The organism is Paraburkholderia atlantica, assembly GCF_000092885.1.
GTDB classification, from domain to species: Bacteria; Pseudomonadota; Gammaproteobacteria; order Burkholderiales; family Burkholderiaceae; genus Paraburkholderia; species Paraburkholderia atlantica.
Genome location: NC_014117.1, coordinates 2161858 through 2178165, shown reverse-complemented (window position 1 = coordinate 2178165; position 16308 = coordinate 2161858). Strand labels below are relative to the sequence as shown.

Here is a 16308-nt window from a genome sequence, read left to right as displayed (position 1 = left end):
TGACTTCAGGCCGCCAGAGCAGCGGCATCCTGCACCGCCGACGCGGTCAGCAAAACCGGAATCGACTTCGACGTCGGCGTCCCCGCGCCATCCGCGACCGAGGAGAGCGGCACCAGCGGATTCGTCTCCGGATAGTAAGCGCCGAGGCAGCCGCGCGGAATGTCATATTCGACTAGCAGAAAGCCGTCCACCCGTCGCTCGATGCCATCGGCCCACACGCTCGTGATATCGACGCGCTGACCGGCCGCGAACCCGAGCATCGCGAGATCGTCCTTGTTGGCGAACAGCACGCGCCGCTGTCCGTACACGCCGCGATAGCGATCATCGAGACCATAAATCGTCGTGTTGTACTGATCATGCGAGCGCGTGGTCATCAGCGTCATCAGGCGTTCGCCGTGACGTTTCTTCGCCTGATGAATCGGCGTGTCGAGCGCGATCGCGTGGGCGATGAACTGCGCCTTGCCGCTCGGCGTCTTCCAGATGCGATCGCGCGACGCGACGCCGAGATGGAAACCGCCCGGCTTCTTCAGGCGCTCGTTGTAGTCGTCGAAGCCGTCGATCACCTTCGCAATGCCATCGCGAATCAGCGCGTAGTCGGCCGCATGCGCGAGCCAGTCCACCTTGCCGCTGCCCAAAGTCGCATGCGCCATCCGCGCGACGATCGCCACTTCGGATAGCAGATTGTCCGACGCCGGCTTGTTCATCCCGTACGAGATGTGCACCATGCTCATCGAATCCTCGACGCTGACGCCTTGCGCCACGCCGTTCTGAATATCGATCTCGGTGCGCCCGAGCGTCGGCAGGATCAGCGCGTCGCGGCCGTGCACGAGGTGGCTGCGATTGAGCTTCGTCGTCACGTGCACGGTCAGCTCGCATGCGCGCATCGCGTCCCACGTGCGCGGCGTGTCCGGCGTCGCGATCGAGAAATTGCCGCCGAGGCCGATGAACACTTTCACGTTGCCATCGAGCATCGCCTGAATCGTGTTGACGACATCGAGTCCGTGCTCGCGCGGCGGCGCGAAATCGTAGGCTGCGCCGAGGCGGTCGAGAAACGCTTCAGTAGGCTTTTCCTCGATGCCGACGGTGCGGTCGCCCTGCACGTTCGAGTGGCCGCGCACCGGGCACAGCCCCGCGCCGCGCCGGCCGATATTGCCGCGCATCATCATCAGATTCGACAGCAACTGCACCGTCGCGACCGAGTTCTTGTGCTGCGTGAGACCCATGCCCCAGGTCGAAATCACCGCGCGGCCCTTCACATAGATATCGGCGAGCTTCAGCACCTCGTCGAGCGGCACGCCGGCCTCGGCCACGATCGTGTCCCAGCGCTCGGCGCGCAGATCGTCAGCGAAGGCGGCGAAACCGACCGTGTGTTCGGCGATGAAGTCGACGTCGAGTACGCGCTCGAGGCCCGACACGAGCGCTTCGTCGTCGAGTTCGAGCACGCGTTTGGCGACGCCCTTAAGCAGCGCGAAATCGCCGCCGACCTTCGGTCGGATGAACACCGAGCTGATTCTGGTGCTGCCCATCGTCAGCATTTCGACCGGATGCTGCGGGCTCGCGAAACGTTCGAGGCCGCGCTCCTTCAGCGGATTGATCGACACGATCGTGGCGCCGCGCTTCGCGCATTCGCGCAACTCGCCGAGCATGCGCGGATGGTTGGTGGCCGGGTTCTGGCCGAAGATCAGCAGCGTATCCGCGTGTTCGAAGTCGTCGAGCGTGACCGTGCCCTTGCCGATGCCGACCGTGTGCGGCAGGCCACGGCTCGTCGCCTCGTGGCACATGTTCGAGCAATCGGGAAAATTGTTTGTGCCGTACATGCGTACGAACAGCTGGTACAGGAACGCGGCTTCGTTGCTCGCGCGCCCCGACGTATAGAACGCGGCGCGGTTCGGATCGTCGAGGCGCTTCAGATGGCTCGCGATCAGCGCGAACGCGTCGTCCCAGCCGATCGGCACATAGCGGTCGCGCGCGGCGTCGTAGACGAGGGGATCGGTCAGGCGGCCGTGCTGCTCGAGCTCGAAGTCGGATTGCGTCATCAGCTCGGTGACGCTGTGCTGCTCGAAGAACGCGGGCGTCACGCGCTTGCCGGTGGCCTCGGCAGCCACGGCCTTCACGCCGTTTTCGCAGAACTCGAACGTCGACGCGTGCTCGCGATCCGGCCATGCACAGCCGGGGCAGTCGAAGCCGTCGGGCTGGTTCTGCTTGAGCAGCGTGCGGTAGTTGCCGCCCGCGACCTTTTCCTTCAGCAGGTTGATGGCGACATACTTCAGCGCGCCCCAGCCGGCGGCGGGGTGCTTGTACGGCTCGATGCGGGCTTCGGCTTGTGCTTCGTTCTTCTTCATGACGTGGCGATGGAAAGATTTGACAGGCTTTGCAGACCAATGCCCGTAGCGTACTGTGTTCCACAATGCATGTCGGATACAGAAAATCGGAAAGAACAGGAGTACAGTTGCGCGACGATCCCTGAACCCGCCCGACTCCGCCCGAATCGCATGAAGCTCTACGAAAAACTCGCCGACGAAATCACCGAAGCCGTGCGCCGCGGCGTGTTCGCGGCTGGCGAGCGGATTGCGTCGGTGCGGCAGGCGAGTCAGCAGCACGGCGTCAGCATCAAGACGGTGCTGCACGCGTATGCGCTGCTGGAGAGCCGCGGCATCGTCGAGAGCCGGCCGCAGTCGGGCTATTTCGTGCGCGACGCAGCCGCGCGGGCGCTCGCGCCGATGCCTGCCGCGGCGCGCGCGAGCCGCACGTCCGCGCCGCCGCCGGTGCCCGCGACGGTCGACGTGAGCCGGCTCGTGCTGTCGACACTGCGCAGCATCCGCGCGCACGATGCCGTGCCGTTCGGCTCGCCGTATCCCGATCCGTCGCTGTTCCCGTGGCGGCGCATCAACCAGTACGCGAACGCGATCGCACGGCGGCACGCGAGCTGGAATCTGATCGACGATCTGCCGCCGGGCAACCCCGAGCTGATCCGCCAGATCGCGCGGCGCTATGCGGAAAACGGTCTGCCGGTCGATCCGGGCGAAATCGTGATCACGCTCGGCGCGACCGAGGCGATCAACCTGAGCCTTCAGGCGGTGGCCAAGCCGGGCGATACCGTCGCGGTCGAATCGCCGACCTTCTACGCGATGCTGCACGCGATCGAGCGCCTCGGCATGCGCGCGATCGAGGTGGCGACGCATCCGGTCGACGGTATCGACATCGACGCGCTCGCGAAGATAATCGCGCGGCAGAAGATTGCCGCGTGCATGGTGATGCCGAATTTTCAGAATCCGCTGGGTTTCTGCATGTCCGACGAGCGCAAGCGGCAACTGGTCGAACTGCTGGCCGCGCACGAGATTCCCGCGATCGAAAACGACGTCTACCAGGAGCTGTACTTCGGCGACGCGCGGCCATCGACGCTGAAGACTTTCGACACCGGAGGGCTGGTGCTGCACTGTGCGTCGTTTTCGAAAAGCCTGACCGCGTCGTACCGGATCGGCTGGGCGCTGCCGGGGCGTTATCGCGGGCAGGTCGAGAAGCTTAAGTTCCTGAATACGCTGACGACGCCGTCGGTGCCGCAGGTCGCGGTTGCCGATTATCTGCGTCAGGACGGCTACGACCGGCATTTGCGGCATCTGCGCCGCGTGTACCGGCAACAGGCGAGCATCATGAGCGCGCTGGTGCTGCGCTTCTTCCCGGTCGGCACGCGCGTGTCGACGCCGCGCGGCGGCTACGTGCTGTGGGTCGAGCTGCCGGTTGCGATCGACTCGATGCGGCTTTATCAGGCGGCGCTCGAACGCGGGATCACGGTCGGGCCGGGGATGATGTTTTCGACGAGCAACGATTATCGGCACTTCATCCGGCTGAATTACAGCTATCCGTGGACCGCGCAGGCCGAGGCGGCGTTGAAGACGCTCGGCGAGCTGGCTACGGCGATGGCGTGAACGGCGCGACACAACCCAGGAAGACCGACATGAACGACGACGACATCGACCCGCAACTCGCCGCGATACTCGCGCAGCTATGGCGCGCGCATCGCGAGACGCCCCGGCGCGCGTGGTCGCTCGCGAAGCTGTCGAAGCAGGCCGGCGTGCCGATGAGCAGCTTGCGGCGGCAATTGACGGCGCTGTCGGGCGATGGTCTCGTCGATACGATGTTTCACGACGATGGGACTGGAGCGGCGTCGCTGAGCGAAAGCGGCGCGCAGCTTTGCGCGGAGCTGTTCGGCACGGGCGAGGATGGTGAGTCGTCGGCCGCTGACTGAGCTTGTTGGCACGCTTGGCACCGGCGCGCAATTCAAGACCCGTGCGTTCTTCCGTCTCATTCCCCGACGCCCGCCTGCACCTGCGGTTGCATCGGCATCGGCATCGGCGCTTGCGCTTGCGATGGCGCCATGTCCGCCGCCTCGAGCGTGGCCACGCCGCAGAACCAGTCGCCATCGCGCGGCTGATACTTCCACCGCTGACCCGACTGCCCGATCACGCTCGCACACTGCTCGTTGACGACGAGGCCGGGCTTTGCGGCCGTGCATTGCAGCGGCGAGGGGTCCGAGTGCGCTTGCGCATCCCCACCCACGGGCGCCGTGTGCCGCGCGCCGCCCGGCAAGCTCGCCAGCAGCCGCTGCAATTCGTCGATGCGCGTCGTGTACCACGTGCGCAGACACCCGGCGTCGCGGCAGTTCGCTTCGCGCCAGGCCCACTTGCTGTCGCTGTCGTCGATGAACGCGCGGCGCTGGGCGACTCGTCGACGCGCTTTCCAGTAGAGTTCGCCCAACGTGTCGTCGAGCGCCGACAGCGCGGAATCGCCGCAAATCATGCGCTCCGCCGGCGAGCGGCCGCGCTGGCAATCGAAGCTGGTGGCGTTGGCGTACGGATGCGCGAGCAGCAGTCCGGCGATCAGGAGGGGGCGCAAGAGGGTCATCAGGTCCCGGCGGGGCATCGATTGTCATGCCGCCGATGATCGGCCGGCTGCCCGCCCCGCACACGTCCGAATAACGCCGGAGTACGGGCGGGTCATTACCAGATGTTGCCGCGCGGGCTTGCCGGCTGGCCTTTGCCGTGCGCAAGCGCTGCGGGCGCGAGCGCGCGTTCGCGTGTCATGAAAAAGGCGCAACGTCTAGTTATGGGAAGCGGGGGCCCATAGGCCGGCATGGTCAAAGGGGCCTCCAGGAGGCGGCGGCAACCATTGACAATTTAGCGATTGACGCCGCCGCCGCGCTGAAGACAATCGTGCCAAACGGGCCGCCGCTACCTGCCGCGGCGGTCCGGCGCGTCGAGCCGCCGCGCAGCGCCTCCGGGCCACGAACCGGCACCCCAAAAGCGCCGTCGTCCGTCGTACCCGCGTCAACCGATGCTTGCACGCCACACCCGTAGCCGTCCGCACGCGATGCGCTGCGGATTTTCACGCCGTGCTTAGCGTAAACCCCGGTGTGCCGCGTACACTAACTTGCCGATGTTGGGTTGGGGGGGCGCAACTATGATTTGCGAAGCGACATCACGTGGCACGACGACAGCCGCGCCGGAGGGCGCCCGCTATCGCCCGGAACGGGCCGAGGAAGTACTCGCATCCGAGCGCAGCGTGTTGCGGCTGATCACGCGCAACACGCCGCTGCCCGAGTTGCTCGACGAAGTCTGCCGTCGCGCCGAGGCGCTGCTCGGCGACGGCGCGTGCTGCTCGATCCTGCTGCTCGACCCCGACGGCTTGCATGTGCGCGTCGGCGGTGCGCCGTCGCTGCCGCCCCCGTTCAGCGCCGCGATCGAGGGCGCCGCGATCGGTCCGCGCGCCGGCTCGTGCGGCACGGCGATGTTCGAGCGCCGTCTGGTCATCGTCGACGACATCGAATCCGATCCGCTGTGGGAAAACTTCCGCGCTTTCGCATTGCCGCACGGCTTGCGCGCCTGCTGGTCCGTGCCCTTCGAAAACGACGCCGGCATCGTGCTCGGCGCGTTCGCCGTCTACTACCGCGCCACCCGCCGTCCGACCCCCGAGGAAGAGGCGATGCTGCGCGACATCGGCAGCAGCGTCGGCCTCGCGGTCCATCAGGACGCGATGGCGCAGCGCCTCGCGCATAGCGAGGAGCGTCACCGGCTGGTCGTCGATCATCTGAGCGAAGGCATCGTCGTGCAGTCGCGCACCGGCATCGTGCTTGCCTGCAATCCGAGTGCGCAGCGCATGCTGCACGTGACACCGCAGGTCGTCGGCCGCAGCATGCAGACCGTGATGACACGCGCGTTCGGCGAGGACGGCTCGGTGATCGGCGACGGCAACCGTCCGGTCACCCAGGTCTTCGCGACCGGCAAGCCGATGCTCGGCGTGACGATCGGCCTCGAGCTGATGAGCGGCGAAGTCGTGTGGATCACGGAAAACGTGGTGCCGATCCTGCGGCCCGGCGACAGCGAGCCGGACTCCGTGCTGATTTCGTTTTCCGATATCGGGCCGGTGCGCGAGGCGCAGCGCCAGCTGAAGTACCTCGCCACGCGCGATTCGCTGACGGGCCTCTACAACCGCGCCTACCTGACCGAGCGGATGCGCGACCTGTTCGCGCCGCGCGCCAGCGGCGACCATGGCGGCGAACTCGCCAGCGTCGCCGTGCTGTTCGTCGATCTCGACGGCTTCAAGAAGGTCAACGACACCGCCGGTCACGAAGCCGGCGATACCTTGCTGTGCAGCGTCGCCGAGCGGCTGTCGGCCTGCGTCGGGCGCAGCGACACGCTGGCGCGCGTGGGTGGCGACGAGTTCGTGATCGTCGCTAGCGCGTACGGCAATACGGGTCAGTTGATCGCCCTCGCGCATCGCGTTCTCGACCTGATCGCGGTGCCGTTCGCGGTGGCGGGCAACGAGTACTACCTGGGTGCGTCGATCGGCATTAGCCTGTTTCCCGAAGACGGCCAGGACGTCGCGACGCTGATGCGCAACGCCGACTCGGCGATGTATCACGCGAAGCAGCGCGGTCGCAACAACTTCCAGTTCTTCACCGCCGAGCTGAACCAGCATCTGCAGCGGCGTTTCACGATCGAGCAGTCGCTGCGGCGCGCGCTCGCGGCCAACGAGCTGAGCCTCGTGTACCAGCCGATCGTCGATAGCCAGAGCGCTCGCACGATCGGCGCGGAAGCGCTGCTGCGCTGGTACAACAGCGAACTGGGCAACGTGTCGCCGGGCGAATTCATTCCGGTCGCCGAGGACGCCGGGCTGATCGTCGAGATCGGCGACTGGGTGCTCGACCACGCCTGCCAGCAGGTCGCGCAGTGGCGGCGCACGTTGGCGCCGCATCTGATCGTCGCGGTGAACCTGTCGCCGCGGCAGTTCAACGACGGGCTGCTCGAGCGGATCGAGCGCTGTCTCGCGCAGTCCGGGCTCGAACCCGCCGCGCTAGAACTCGAGATCACCGAGCGGCTGCTGATGAGCGACAGCGACACCGTGCTGCCGATGCTGTGCGCGCTGAGCGCAATGGGCGTGCGCGTGTCGGTCGACGATTTCGGCACCGGTTATTCTTCGCTGTCGTACCTGAAGCGCTTTCCGCTGCATAACCTGAAGATCGACCGGTCGTTCGTCGCGGGGCTGCCGGATCATCGCGATTCGATCGCGATCACGCAGGCGGTCGTCGCGATGGCACACTCGCTCGGCATGAACGTGACCGCCGAGGGCGTCGAAACCGCCGAGCAGGCGGCGTTTCTGCGCGCGATCGATTGCGACAAGCAGCAAGGCTACCTGTACAGCCGGCCGGTCGGGGCTAGCGCCTATGCGCGCACGCTGTACGACGCGCAATTGATCGGCATGGCGAAGGCGTCCTGACCCGATTGTTCAGTTTGCCGAACAAGTGACTTCGCATTGCCGCTATTTATCGGCGGCGACGCGCTCCCTAGAATTCCCCCATTGAAACGTTATTGGTGCGCGGTGCCGAAGCGGCGCTCCGCAATGGGGGTCGTGATGTCAGAGTTGATCAGAAACCAGCTTTACAGGCCATCGGTCGTGTTGCCGATGGTCGCTTTGATGCAGGTGATGGTGTCGCAAGACTTCAATCTCGGCCAGGTCGGCTGGGTATTCGCGGCGCGCGGCGCGCAGGCCGCCCTGCAGCGTTCGCGCGAGTTGATTTGCGCGGTTCATTGCCACGCCTGAGAAGTCCCGCGAAGTATTCGCAGTAACCCAGACTGATTGGCGCCGCTGCGCGCTGCGCGCGGCAAAACGGGCCGTCGCCAAAGCGCCCGCACAATCCGACATCGCATGGCAGCCCGTGGCACTAAGCGTAAGATGCTACGACCTGCACCCAGACCCGGGAGAGTTGCCATGCCACAGCACTTCGACGCAGTCGTGATCGGTACGGGACAAGGCGGCTCGCCGCTCGCCGTGCGGCTCGCTCAAAGCGGGCGCCGCACCGCGGTGATCGAGCGCGCGGACTTCGGCGGCACCTGCGTAAATGTTGGCTGCACACCGACCAAATCTTATGTGGCGAGCGCCCGCGCGGCGCACGTGGCGCGCCATGCGGCGGACCTCGGCGTGCAGGTGGGCTCGGTCAGCGTCGATATGGCGGCCGTCAAGGCGCGCAAGGACCGGATCATCGGGCAGTCGCGCAGCGGCGTCGAAAAATGGCTGCGCGGCACGGAAAACATCACGGTGTTCAATGGCCACGCGCGCTTCACCGGCGCGCGCACGCTTTCGATCATCGGACGCGACGGCCAACTACTGGACGAGCTCAGCGCGTTCGAAATCTTCATCAACACCGGCACGCGCGCGGTCGTGCCGCCGCTCGATGGCATCCAGCGGATTCCGTACTACACCAACTCGACGCTGCTCGAACTGACCACGTTGCCGAATCATCTGGTGATCGTCGGCGGCAGTTATATCGCGCTCGAATTCGCGCAGGTGTTTCGCCGCTTCGGCAGCCGCGTCAGCGTGCTGGTGCGTGGCGAGCGCGTGCTCAACCGCGAGGATGCCGATTTCGCCGAGTCGGTGCAGAAGGTGCTCGCGCGCGAGGGCGTCGAGTTTCATTTCGGCGTGCAGCCGACGCGCGTCGAGCCGCATCCGCATCGCGCGAACGACGTGTGCATCGGCTTCGAGCAGAACATCCCGGCGATGGAAGCATCGCACCTGCTGGTCGCGACCGGCCGCACGCCGAATACCGACGACCTCGGTCTCGACGTCGCCGGCATCGAGACCGACCGGCACGGCACGATCATCGTCGACGGCCAGCTGCGCACCAGCGTGCCGGGGGTGTGGGCGATCGGCGACGTGAACGGCCGCGGCGCGTTCACGCATACGTCCTACGACGACTACCAGATCGTCGCGGCGAACCTGCTCGACGGCGGCGCGCGCAGCGTCGACACGCGGATCATGACGTACGCGGTGTTCGTCGATCCGCCGCTCGCGCGCGTGGGCATGTCGGAAGAGGAGGTGCGCAAGAGCGGCCGCAAAGCGCTGATCGCGACGATGCCGATGTCGCGTGTGGGCCGTGCGCGCGAGCGTGGCGAAACCGACGGCTTCATGAAGGCGCTCGTCGATGCGAACAGCAAACAGATACTCGGCGCGGCGATTCACGGCGTCGAGGGCGACGAGGCGATCCATACGTTCGTCGACATCATGACGGCGGGCGCGCCATATCCGACTTTGCAATATGCGATGCACGTGCATCCGACCATCAGCGAACTCGTGCCGACGCTGCTCGATGGGCTCGAGCCGATGCAATGAACCGCGTTGACGCCGGCGCGACACGCGAATGACAAGCTCGCTCAAACCCGCACGTAACAGCGGCAACCTGTTCGACGCCGTCGCGCGGCCGGCGACGACGACCGACGAGCAGGTCGACGCGCTCGTCGAGCAGGGCGGCGTGACGATCGAGCGGATCGTCTCGACCGGGCAGGCGAGTCCGCCCGGCTTCTGGTACGACAGCCCGCGCGCCGAATGGGTCGTGCTGCTCAGCGGCGCGGCGGTGCTCGAATTCGACGGCGACCCTGAGCCGCATCCGATGAAGCCAGGCGATCACGTGCTTATCGAAGCGCATTGCCGGCACCGCGTCGCATATACGAGCGACACCGAGCCAAGCGTGTGGCTCGCCGTCCACTACCCGTGAGCCGCGGCGGACGGAGCCATCCGCGCGGCCGGCTCCGCGCATCGACAAATCCTCACACCATCACGGATAATCGGCAGCGGCGCGGCCCGCGCGCAATGCGCGGGCGGGCTGTGCGCCCCACCGCATTCATCTTCGGGACATCGCAGCATGGGCAAGGGACGCGTCGAAGCCTTCAGCGATGGCGTAATCGCCATCATCATCACGATCATGGTGCTGGAGCTGAAGGTGCCCGAGGGCTACGATCTCGCGGCGCTGCGCCCGGTCGTGCCGGTGTTCTGCGCTTACGTGCTGAGCTTCATCTACGTCGGCATCTACTGGAACAATCACCATCACGTGTTCCATGCGGTGCAGACGGTCAACGGCAAGGTGCTGTGGGCGAACCTGCATCTGCTGTTCTGGCTGTCGCTGCTGCCGGTCGTCACGCACTGGGTCGGCCGAAACAATCTGGCCGCGTGGCCGACCGCGATGTACGGCATCGTGCTGTTCATGTCGGCGATTGCGTATTTCATCCTGACGCGCGCGCTGATTTCTCAGCATGGACGCGATTCGGCTCTGGCCAAAGCGCTGGGCAGCGACTTCAAGGGTAAGGTCTCGGTCGTTGTTTACCTGACCGGCATCGGGCTCGCGTTTGTCGTGCCGTGGGCGTCGGCTGCGCTGTACACGCTCGCGGCCGCTTGGTGGTTCGTGCCGGACCGGCGCATCGAACACGTGCTGGAGGCCTGAGCATGCTGCTCGCGCTGAAGCTCGTGCTGGTGCCGGCCTTTCTCGCCGCGCTGACGGTGGCCGCGCGCGTCTGGGGACCATCGGTCGCGGGATGGCTCGCGGGGCTGCCGGTCGTCGCTGGACCGATCATGCTGCTGCTCGCGCTCGAGCGCGGGCCGGCGTTCGCGGCGCAGGCGTCGGCGGCGTCGATTGCGGCGATCGCCGCGTTGGAGGCGTTCAATCTTGCTTATGGGTGGACTTGCCGGCGCTTCGACTGGCCGCTTGCACTACTTGTGGGGGTGGCCGGCTGGCTCGGCGCGGCGCTGCTGATCGTGCGGCTGCCCGGCTCGGCCGGATGGGCGCTGGCGGCGGCGTGCGTGGGCGTGGCGGTGTCGCAGAGCAGCTTGCCGCGCGCGACGGGCCATGTGCCGGCGGCGCGCGTCGGACGCGCGGATCTGGCCGTAAGGATGCTCGCGGGCGCGCTGCTGACGCTCGCGGTGACGGCGGCCTCTGCATCGATGGGCGCGGCTTGGAGTGGCGTGCTGTCGGTGTTTCCGCTGCTCGGCATCGTGCTCGCGGTATCGGCTCAGCGTGCGCATGGCGCGGACTTCGTCGCGCTGCTGATGCGCGGCATGGTGGTCGGGCGCGGCTCGTTCGCCGCGTTCTTCGCGGTGACGGCGTTGCTGCTGCCGCAGTACGGTGTGGCGACGGGCTTTGCGTGCGCGGCGGTGGTGTCGGTCGTCGTGCAGGGGTTGACGCGGCTCATGCTGGCTGGGCAGCGGCGCGCTCACGCGGCGGCGCGAGAGTTGGCGCAGCCGCAGACTGAGTGAGATTGAGCATGGCTTCACGGCGCCCACCTTCGATTGCTGCCCGTATCGGGCTCATCTCCGACACGCACAACCTCGTGCGTCCCGAAGCGTTGCATTATCTCGACGGCTGTGACGCGATCATTCACGCGGGCGATATCTGCAACCCGGACGTGCTCGACGCGCTCGCGCGGATCGCGCCGCTGACCGCGGTGCGCGGCAACAACGATACGGGCGACTGGGCCGCGTCTTTGCCGACGCATGCGCGGCTGACCGTCCAGCAAGTGACGATTCTGGTCGTGCACGACATCGCCGAACTGGGCTGCGTGCCGCACGACGAAGGCATTCGGGTCGTCGTGAGCGGCCACTCGCACAAGCCGTCGATCGCCGAGCGCGACGGCGTGCTGTACGTCAATCCGGGCAGCGCGGGGCCGCGGCGTTTCAAGCTGCCGGTGTGCGCGGGTAGACTGATCGTCGAAGGCACGCAGGTCAGCGCGACGTTCGATTCGCTGCTGACGTAAAAAAAAAACGGGCCGGCGAATATCGCCGGCCCGCTTCGACACTACTCTAGCGAGGGATGACTGCGCGGATCAGGCACGCGCGGTCGCACCCGCCGCGAACCCTTCATCCATCTCCTCGGCCTCGCGCTCGCCGCGCAGCACCGCGTGTGCTTCGGCGCGCGTCGCGACGCACGGGCCCGAGCCGAGCAGCGGCTTGCGCGCGGTTTCGCGTAGCGCGAGCACCGACACGATGCCGATCAGCGAGGCGCCCATCAGGTAGTACGCGGGCATCATCAGATTGCCGGTGCGGTCGACCAGCCATGCGGTCACGAGCGGCGTCGTACCGCCGAACAGCGACACCGAGATATTGAAGCCGATCGCGAGCGCACCATAGCGGATCCGGGTCGGGAACAGCGCCGGCAGCGCCGACGGCATCACGCCGGTGAAGCACGAGAGCAGCACGCCGAGGATCATCAGACCGGCGAACACCGGCAACACCGTGCCCATGCGAATCAGCAGCAGCGCGGGAATCGACAGCGCGAACAGACCGACGCAGCCGAGCAGCATCACCGGCTTGCGGCCGATCGCGTCGGACAGACGGCCGGCGGCAAGCGTCAACGGCATCATCAGGATCATCACGAGCAGCACGAGGAACAGGCCGTGCGTTTCGTTGAAGTGCAGCGTCGCCGACAGATAGCTCGGCAGATACGACAGCGCCATATAGTCGGTCACGTTGAAGATCAACACGAGGCCGACGCACAGCAGCAGCGGCCTCCATTGCTGCAAGAGCAACTGGCGGAACGACTGCTTCGGCACCGCGCGGTCCTCGGCTTCACGCTGTTCGGCCTGCTTCTTGAACGCGGGCGTTTCCTCGAGCTTCATACGGATGTAGAGACCCACGAGGCCGAGCGGACCGGCGATCAGGAACGGCACGCGCCAGCCCCAGGACAGCAGCTCGTCGGTCGACAGCGTCGCCGTCAACAGCGCGACCGTGCCCGCGCCGAGCACATAGCCGATCAACGTGCCGAACTCCAGGAAGCTGCCCATGAAGCCGCGGCGCTTGTCGGTCGAGAATTCGGCGATGAAGGTCGCGGCGCCGCCGTACTCACCGCCGGTCGAGAAACCTTGCACGAGGCGCGCGAGCAGCAACAGCACCGGCGCGAGAATGCCGATCGTCGCGTAGTTGGGGATCAGGCCGATCGCGAAGGTGCCCGCGGCCATCATGATCATCGTCATCGCCAGCACGCGCTGCCGGCCGATGCGGTCACCGAGCGGCCCGAATACCGTGCCGCCGATCGGCCGCACGAGAAACGCCGCGGCAAACGTGCCGAAGGTTGCGATGAGCTGCGCCGACGGGCTCGACGAAGGGAAGAACACCTTGCCGAGCGTTACCGCGATATAGCTGTACACGCCGAAATCGAACCATTCCATCGCGTTGCCGAGCGCCATGGCGCCGACGGCCCGTTTCAGGAGGGAGTGATCGACGACGGTGATGTCGTCGAGGGAAAGGCGTTGTTCTTGTTTGTGATGTCGCCAGAAGCCGTTGCTGGAAGCGGTCAAGGTAAAAACTCCAATGACTGCGACGAAACTCGTGATGCGTTCCGCCTCGGTTGCTGGAAGTGCAATTTCGTGAGCGTGGCGAGGGTATCCGCGGCGCCGTTTATCCGGCGGCGGAACAGTTGGCGAAAAGAAACAAACGCCAGTGCCTCGCGATAAGTTCGCGAAAAAACACTCGTCTAGATTGTGCTGACTGTTGCACCTGCGTGGCCGTGGAAGGGGGGCAGATGCATGAAGGACGCGGGGCTGGCGGAAGCTGACCCATGCGCCACTGAAGGCTTGAAACGAAAAAGGCCGGTCTTGAATTTTTCCGCTTGAGGCGGGGAAACGACCGACGAGCCTTCTTGTTTAAAAACAGCTCGATTCAGGATGACGCATGCGCGGAAAACGCACGCCGAGTCAACTTGAAAAGAACACGAATGAAGGTGAATTGCAGCTGAAACGGGGCATATGTTAGCACGATGACAGAGGATCGTGCAAACCGGGGCGCGAGGAGGGGTCGCCGATGCGGCTGCATCCATTGCCGGGCGGGGGCTTTGGCGGGGTCCGAACGGGTTTGAAAACGGACCGCATAGAACATTAGCGGGACGATTTTTTGACGGGAAGACGACGGCAATGCGGACACGATACGCCGCCGATGTCAGGGCGAAAAAAATCCGCGCTTGCGGCGCGGACTTTTAGCCGTGCGTTGCCCGTTCGGGCGAAGCGTGGTGTTGAGTTGTCTCGACGTGGCAAGCTCAGGCCGACGGCGGTATGTAGCCCGATGCGGTATCTGCGCCTTCGCCGAAGAAGAACTTTTCGGTCTGCTTCATCAGATACTGACGCGCGCGCGGATCGGCCATGTTCAGGCGGTTTTCGTTGATCAGCATGGTTTGCTGCTTCAACCAGGCCTGCCAGGCTTCCTTGGAGATACTTTCGTAGATCCGCTTGCCGAGTTCGCCCGGCAGCGGCGGGAAATCGAGGCCTTCGGCTTCCTTGCCGAGCTTCGCGCATTGAACCATACGAGTCATGCTGTGCTTCTCCTGTGTCGACCGGAGTTGGTGCTTTAGCACTAACTGCGGTCCCATGAAAAATGGTTACTGTATCAATGTGAGGTGGGCAGGCGCCAGTTCGATCAGATGGGGACGATCACGCGGCTATTCAAAGCTGTTTCATCAGCACGAGCGACTTGCGCTGCCAGTTATAGAGTCGGCGACGGTCTTCGGGCAGGTCGTCGACCGTAGCCTTGACGAAGCCGCGTTTCAGGAACCAGTGTTCGGTGCGCGTGGTGAGCACGAAAATGCGTGTGAGGCCGCGTGCCCGCGCGCGCTGCTCGATGCGCTTGAGCAGACGCTCGCCATCACCGGTCCCTTGCGCTTCGGGCGCGACCGTCAGGCACGCCATTTCGCCGATGCGCTCCTGCGAATACGGATACAGCGCCGCGCAGCCGAACAGCACGCCGTCGTGCTCGATCACCGAGAAGTGGTCGATGTCACGCTCGATCTGGTGACGGCCGCGCCGTACCAGCGTGCCGTCCGCTTCGAGCGGCTCGATCAGCGCGAGAATGCCGCCGACGTCGTCCGGCGTCGCTTCGCGCAGGCTTTCGAGGTTCTCGTACGAGATCATCGTGCCGACGCCGTCGTGCAGGAACAGTTCGAGCAGCAGGCTGCCGTCGAGCGCATACGGGATGATGTGCGCGCGCGGCACGCCGCCGCGGCAGGCGCGGATCGAATGCTTCAGGTAAAACCCGGCGTCGCCGGTGACTTCGCCGCTTTCGTGCAGTTTGTAGGCGTCGTCGAGCGACAGTTCGCGGATCAGCTCGGTACCGGTTTCGCTGGCTTCCATCAGGCCCGGCGTTTCGGTCAGGAACACGATCTTGTCGGCGCGCAGCGCGATCGCCGCGGCCGAGGCCACGTCTTCCATCGACAGATTGAACGCTTCACCTGTGGGCGAGAAGCCGAGCGGCGACAGCAGCACAAGCTTGCGGCTCGCGAGCGAGTGTCGGATCGAATCCGCGTCGATCTTGCGCACGAGGCCAGTGTGCTGGAAGTCGACGCCGTCCAGAATGCCGACCGGGCGCGCCGTCACGAAGTTGCCCGACACGACGCTGATGTGCGCGTGCGCCATCGGCGTGTTCGGCAGACCCTGGCTGATCGCGGCTTCGATGTCGAGACGCACTTCGCCGGCCGCTTCCTTCGCGGACTCGAGCGCGCGCGCGTCGGTAATGCGCATGCCGTGCGAAAACTCCGATTCGACACCGTGCAGGCTCATCTGCTCCTCGACCTGCGGGCGCGAGCCATGCACCAGCACGATCTGGATGCCCATTGCCTGCAGCAGCGCAATGTCGGACACGAGTGCATTCAGCAGCCCCTGATGCACCACTTCGCCGCCGAAACCGACAACGAATGTCTTGTTTCGGAACGCGTGGATATATGGTGCGACTGAACGCATCCAGTCGACGAATTGCGCGTGCTGGGCGAGGGTTTCCGTCGAGTCGGCGGGGGCCGGAACGCTCGCGGGCGCGGGGACGAGGTCGGTTTGGGAATTCATGCCGGGGATTATAATGCGCCCCCATGTCGAATGTACCCAAAAGTCCCGCTGGGGCGAACGAGAAACCGGCGTCGTCCGGCGAGCCGGCCAACCCCGGCGACACGATGCGCCAGCCTGCGCAGGATGCGAGACCCGATCAGGCGCGTGACGCGCGTCGGGAGGAGGGCGC

Annotated in this window: 14 protein-coding genes; 9 read left to right on the top strand and 5 right to left on the bottom strand. The window is 65.6% G+C overall.

What is annotated here, in order from left to right; genetic code table 11:
- Positions 1–5: 5 nt before the first annotated feature.
- Entirely contained in the window at positions 6–2342 is a 2337-nt protein-coding gene (locus tag BC1002_RS09655) for an FdhF/YdeP family oxidoreductase (protein ID WP_013089861.1), read from the bottom strand.
- 150 nt (positions 2343–2492) lie between these two features.
- Between BC1002_RS09655 and BC1002_RS09650 the strand changes: the two genes are divergently transcribed.
- Positions 2493–3926 carry an aminotransferase-like domain-containing protein gene (locus BC1002_RS09650; protein ID WP_013089860.1) on the top strand — a complete coding sequence of 478 codons (1434 nt, stop codon included), beginning with the start codon at positions 2493–2495 and terminating at the stop codon, positions 3924–3926.
- A gap of 29 nt (positions 3927–3955) precedes the next feature.
- Positions 3956–4246 carry a helix-turn-helix domain-containing protein gene (locus BC1002_RS09645; protein ID WP_013089859.1) on the top strand — a complete coding sequence of 97 codons (291 nt, stop codon included), beginning with the start codon at positions 3956–3958 and terminating at the stop codon, positions 4244–4246.
- 56 nt (positions 4247–4302) lie between these two features.
- Here the strand turns inward: BC1002_RS09645 and BC1002_RS09640 are convergent, their stop codons facing one another.
- Complete coding sequence (locus BC1002_RS09640) at positions 4303–4902, bottom strand: lysozyme inhibitor LprI family protein (protein ID WP_013089858.1); 600 nt, start codon at positions 4900–4902, stop codon at positions 4303–4305.
- Positions 4903–5457: 555 nt separating this feature from the next.
- Between BC1002_RS09640 and BC1002_RS09635 the strand changes: the two genes are divergently transcribed.
- The 7 genes from BC1002_RS09635 to BC1002_RS09605 all read left to right on the top strand — a co-directional run bounded on the left by BC1002_RS09635 (position 5458) and on the right by BC1002_RS09605 (position 12074).
- Positions 5458–7773, top strand: a complete 2316-nt coding sequence (locus tag BC1002_RS09635) for a putative bifunctional diguanylate cyclase/phosphodiesterase (protein WP_013089857.1) — start codon at positions 5458–5460, stop codon at positions 7771–7773.
- A 135-nt stretch (positions 7774–7908) separates the two neighbouring features.
- Positions 7909–8097: a hypothetical protein gene (locus BC1002_RS09630; protein WP_008922008.1), complete on the top strand. Its 189-nt coding sequence runs from the start codon at positions 7909–7911 to the stop codon at positions 8095–8097.
- Between the two features lie 168 nt (positions 8098–8265).
- On the top strand, positions 8266–9663 hold the full coding sequence (locus BC1002_RS09625; protein ID WP_013089855.1) for an FAD-containing oxidoreductase: 1398 nt from the start codon (positions 8266–8268) through the stop codon (positions 9661–9663).
- A 28-nt stretch (positions 9664–9691) separates the two neighbouring features.
- Entirely contained in the window at positions 9692–10045 is a 354-nt protein-coding gene (locus tag BC1002_RS09620) for a cupin domain-containing protein (RefSeq protein WP_013089854.1), read from the top strand.
- A 147-nt stretch (positions 10046–10192) separates the two neighbouring features.
- The gene (locus BC1002_RS09615) at positions 10193–10768 is read left to right on the top strand and encodes a TMEM175 family protein (protein WP_013089853.1); all 576 of its coding nucleotides are present in this window, start codon (positions 10193–10195) and stop codon (positions 10766–10768) included.
- 2 nt (positions 10769–10770) lie between these two features.
- Positions 10771–11577 carry a hypothetical protein gene (locus tag BC1002_RS09610; protein WP_013089852.1) on the top strand — a complete coding sequence of 269 codons (807 nt, stop codon included), beginning with the start codon at positions 10771–10773 and terminating at the stop codon, positions 11575–11577.
- Positions 11578–11585: 8 nt separating this feature from the next.
- On the top strand, positions 11586–12074 hold the full coding sequence (locus BC1002_RS09605) for a metallophosphoesterase family protein (protein ID WP_013089851.1): 489 nt from the start codon (positions 11586–11588) through the stop codon (positions 12072–12074).
- Between the two features lie 69 nt (positions 12075–12143).
- Here the strand turns inward: BC1002_RS09605 and proP are convergent, their stop codons facing one another.
- The 3 genes from proP to argA form a co-directional block, all read right to left on the bottom strand.
- Positions 12144–13613 (bottom strand): glycine betaine/L-proline transporter ProP, encoded by a 1470-nt coding sequence (proP, locus tag BC1002_RS09600; protein ID WP_013089850.1) that lies wholly within the window; start codon positions 13611–13613, stop codon positions 12144–12146.
- 734 nt (positions 13614–14347) lie between these two features.
- Positions 14348–14620, bottom strand: coding sequence for an oxidative damage protection protein (locus tag BC1002_RS09595; protein WP_013089849.1), 273 nt, complete (start codon positions 14618–14620; stop codon positions 14348–14350).
- Positions 14621–14750: 130 nt separating this feature from the next.
- Positions 14751–16139: an amino-acid N-acetyltransferase gene (gene argA / locus BC1002_RS09590; protein ID WP_013089848.1), complete on the bottom strand. Its 1389-nt coding sequence runs from the start codon at positions 16137–16139 to the stop codon at positions 14751–14753.
- Between the last annotated feature and the right edge of the window lie 169 nt (positions 16140–16308).

Excerpts from the sequence above, each read along its gene's own strand:
- BC1002_RS09640 (WP_013089858.1), bottom strand. The coding sequence starts at position 4,902 with ATGACCCTCTTGCGCCCCCTCCTGATCGCCGGACTGCTGCTCGCGCAT.
- argA (WP_013089848.1), bottom strand. The coding sequence starts at position 16,139 with ATGAATTCCCAAACCGACCTCGTCCCCGCGCCCGCGAGCGTTCCGGCC.
- BC1002_RS09635 (WP_013089857.1), top strand. The coding sequence starts at position 5,458 with ATGATTTGCGAAGCGACATCACGTGGCACGACGACAGCCGCGCCGGAG.
- BC1002_RS09620 (WP_013089854.1), top strand. The coding sequence starts at position 9,692 with ATGACAAGCTCGCTCAAACCCGCACGTAACAGCGGCAACCTGTTCGAC.
- BC1002_RS09645 (WP_013089859.1), top strand. The coding sequence starts at position 3,956 with ATGAACGACGACGACATCGACCCGCAACTCGCCGCGATACTCGCGCAG.
- BC1002_RS09605 (WP_013089851.1), top strand. The coding sequence starts at position 11,586 with ATGGCTTCACGGCGCCCACCTTCGATTGCTGCCCGTATCGGGCTCATC.
- BC1002_RS09655 (WP_013089861.1), bottom strand. The coding sequence starts at position 2,342 with ATGAAGAAGAACGAAGCACAAGCCGAAGCCCGCATCGAGCCGTACAAG.
- BC1002_RS09610 (WP_013089852.1), top strand. The coding sequence starts at position 10,771 with ATGCTGCTCGCGCTGAAGCTCGTGCTGGTGCCGGCCTTTCTCGCCGCG.
- BC1002_RS09615 (WP_013089853.1), top strand. The coding sequence starts at position 10,193 with ATGGGCAAGGGACGCGTCGAAGCCTTCAGCGATGGCGTAATCGCCATC.
- BC1002_RS09630 (WP_008922008.1), top strand. The coding sequence starts at position 7,909 with ATGTCAGAGTTGATCAGAAACCAGCTTTACAGGCCATCGGTCGTGTTG.
- BC1002_RS09595 (WP_013089849.1), bottom strand. The coding sequence starts at position 14,620 with ATGACTCGTATGGTTCAATGCGCGAAGCTCGGCAAGGAAGCCGAAGGC.
- BC1002_RS09650 (WP_013089860.1), top strand. The coding sequence starts at position 2,493 with ATGAAGCTCTACGAAAAACTCGCCGACGAAATCACCGAAGCCGTGCGC.
- BC1002_RS09625 (WP_013089855.1), top strand. The coding sequence starts at position 8,266 with ATGCCACAGCACTTCGACGCAGTCGTGATCGGTACGGGACAAGGCGGC.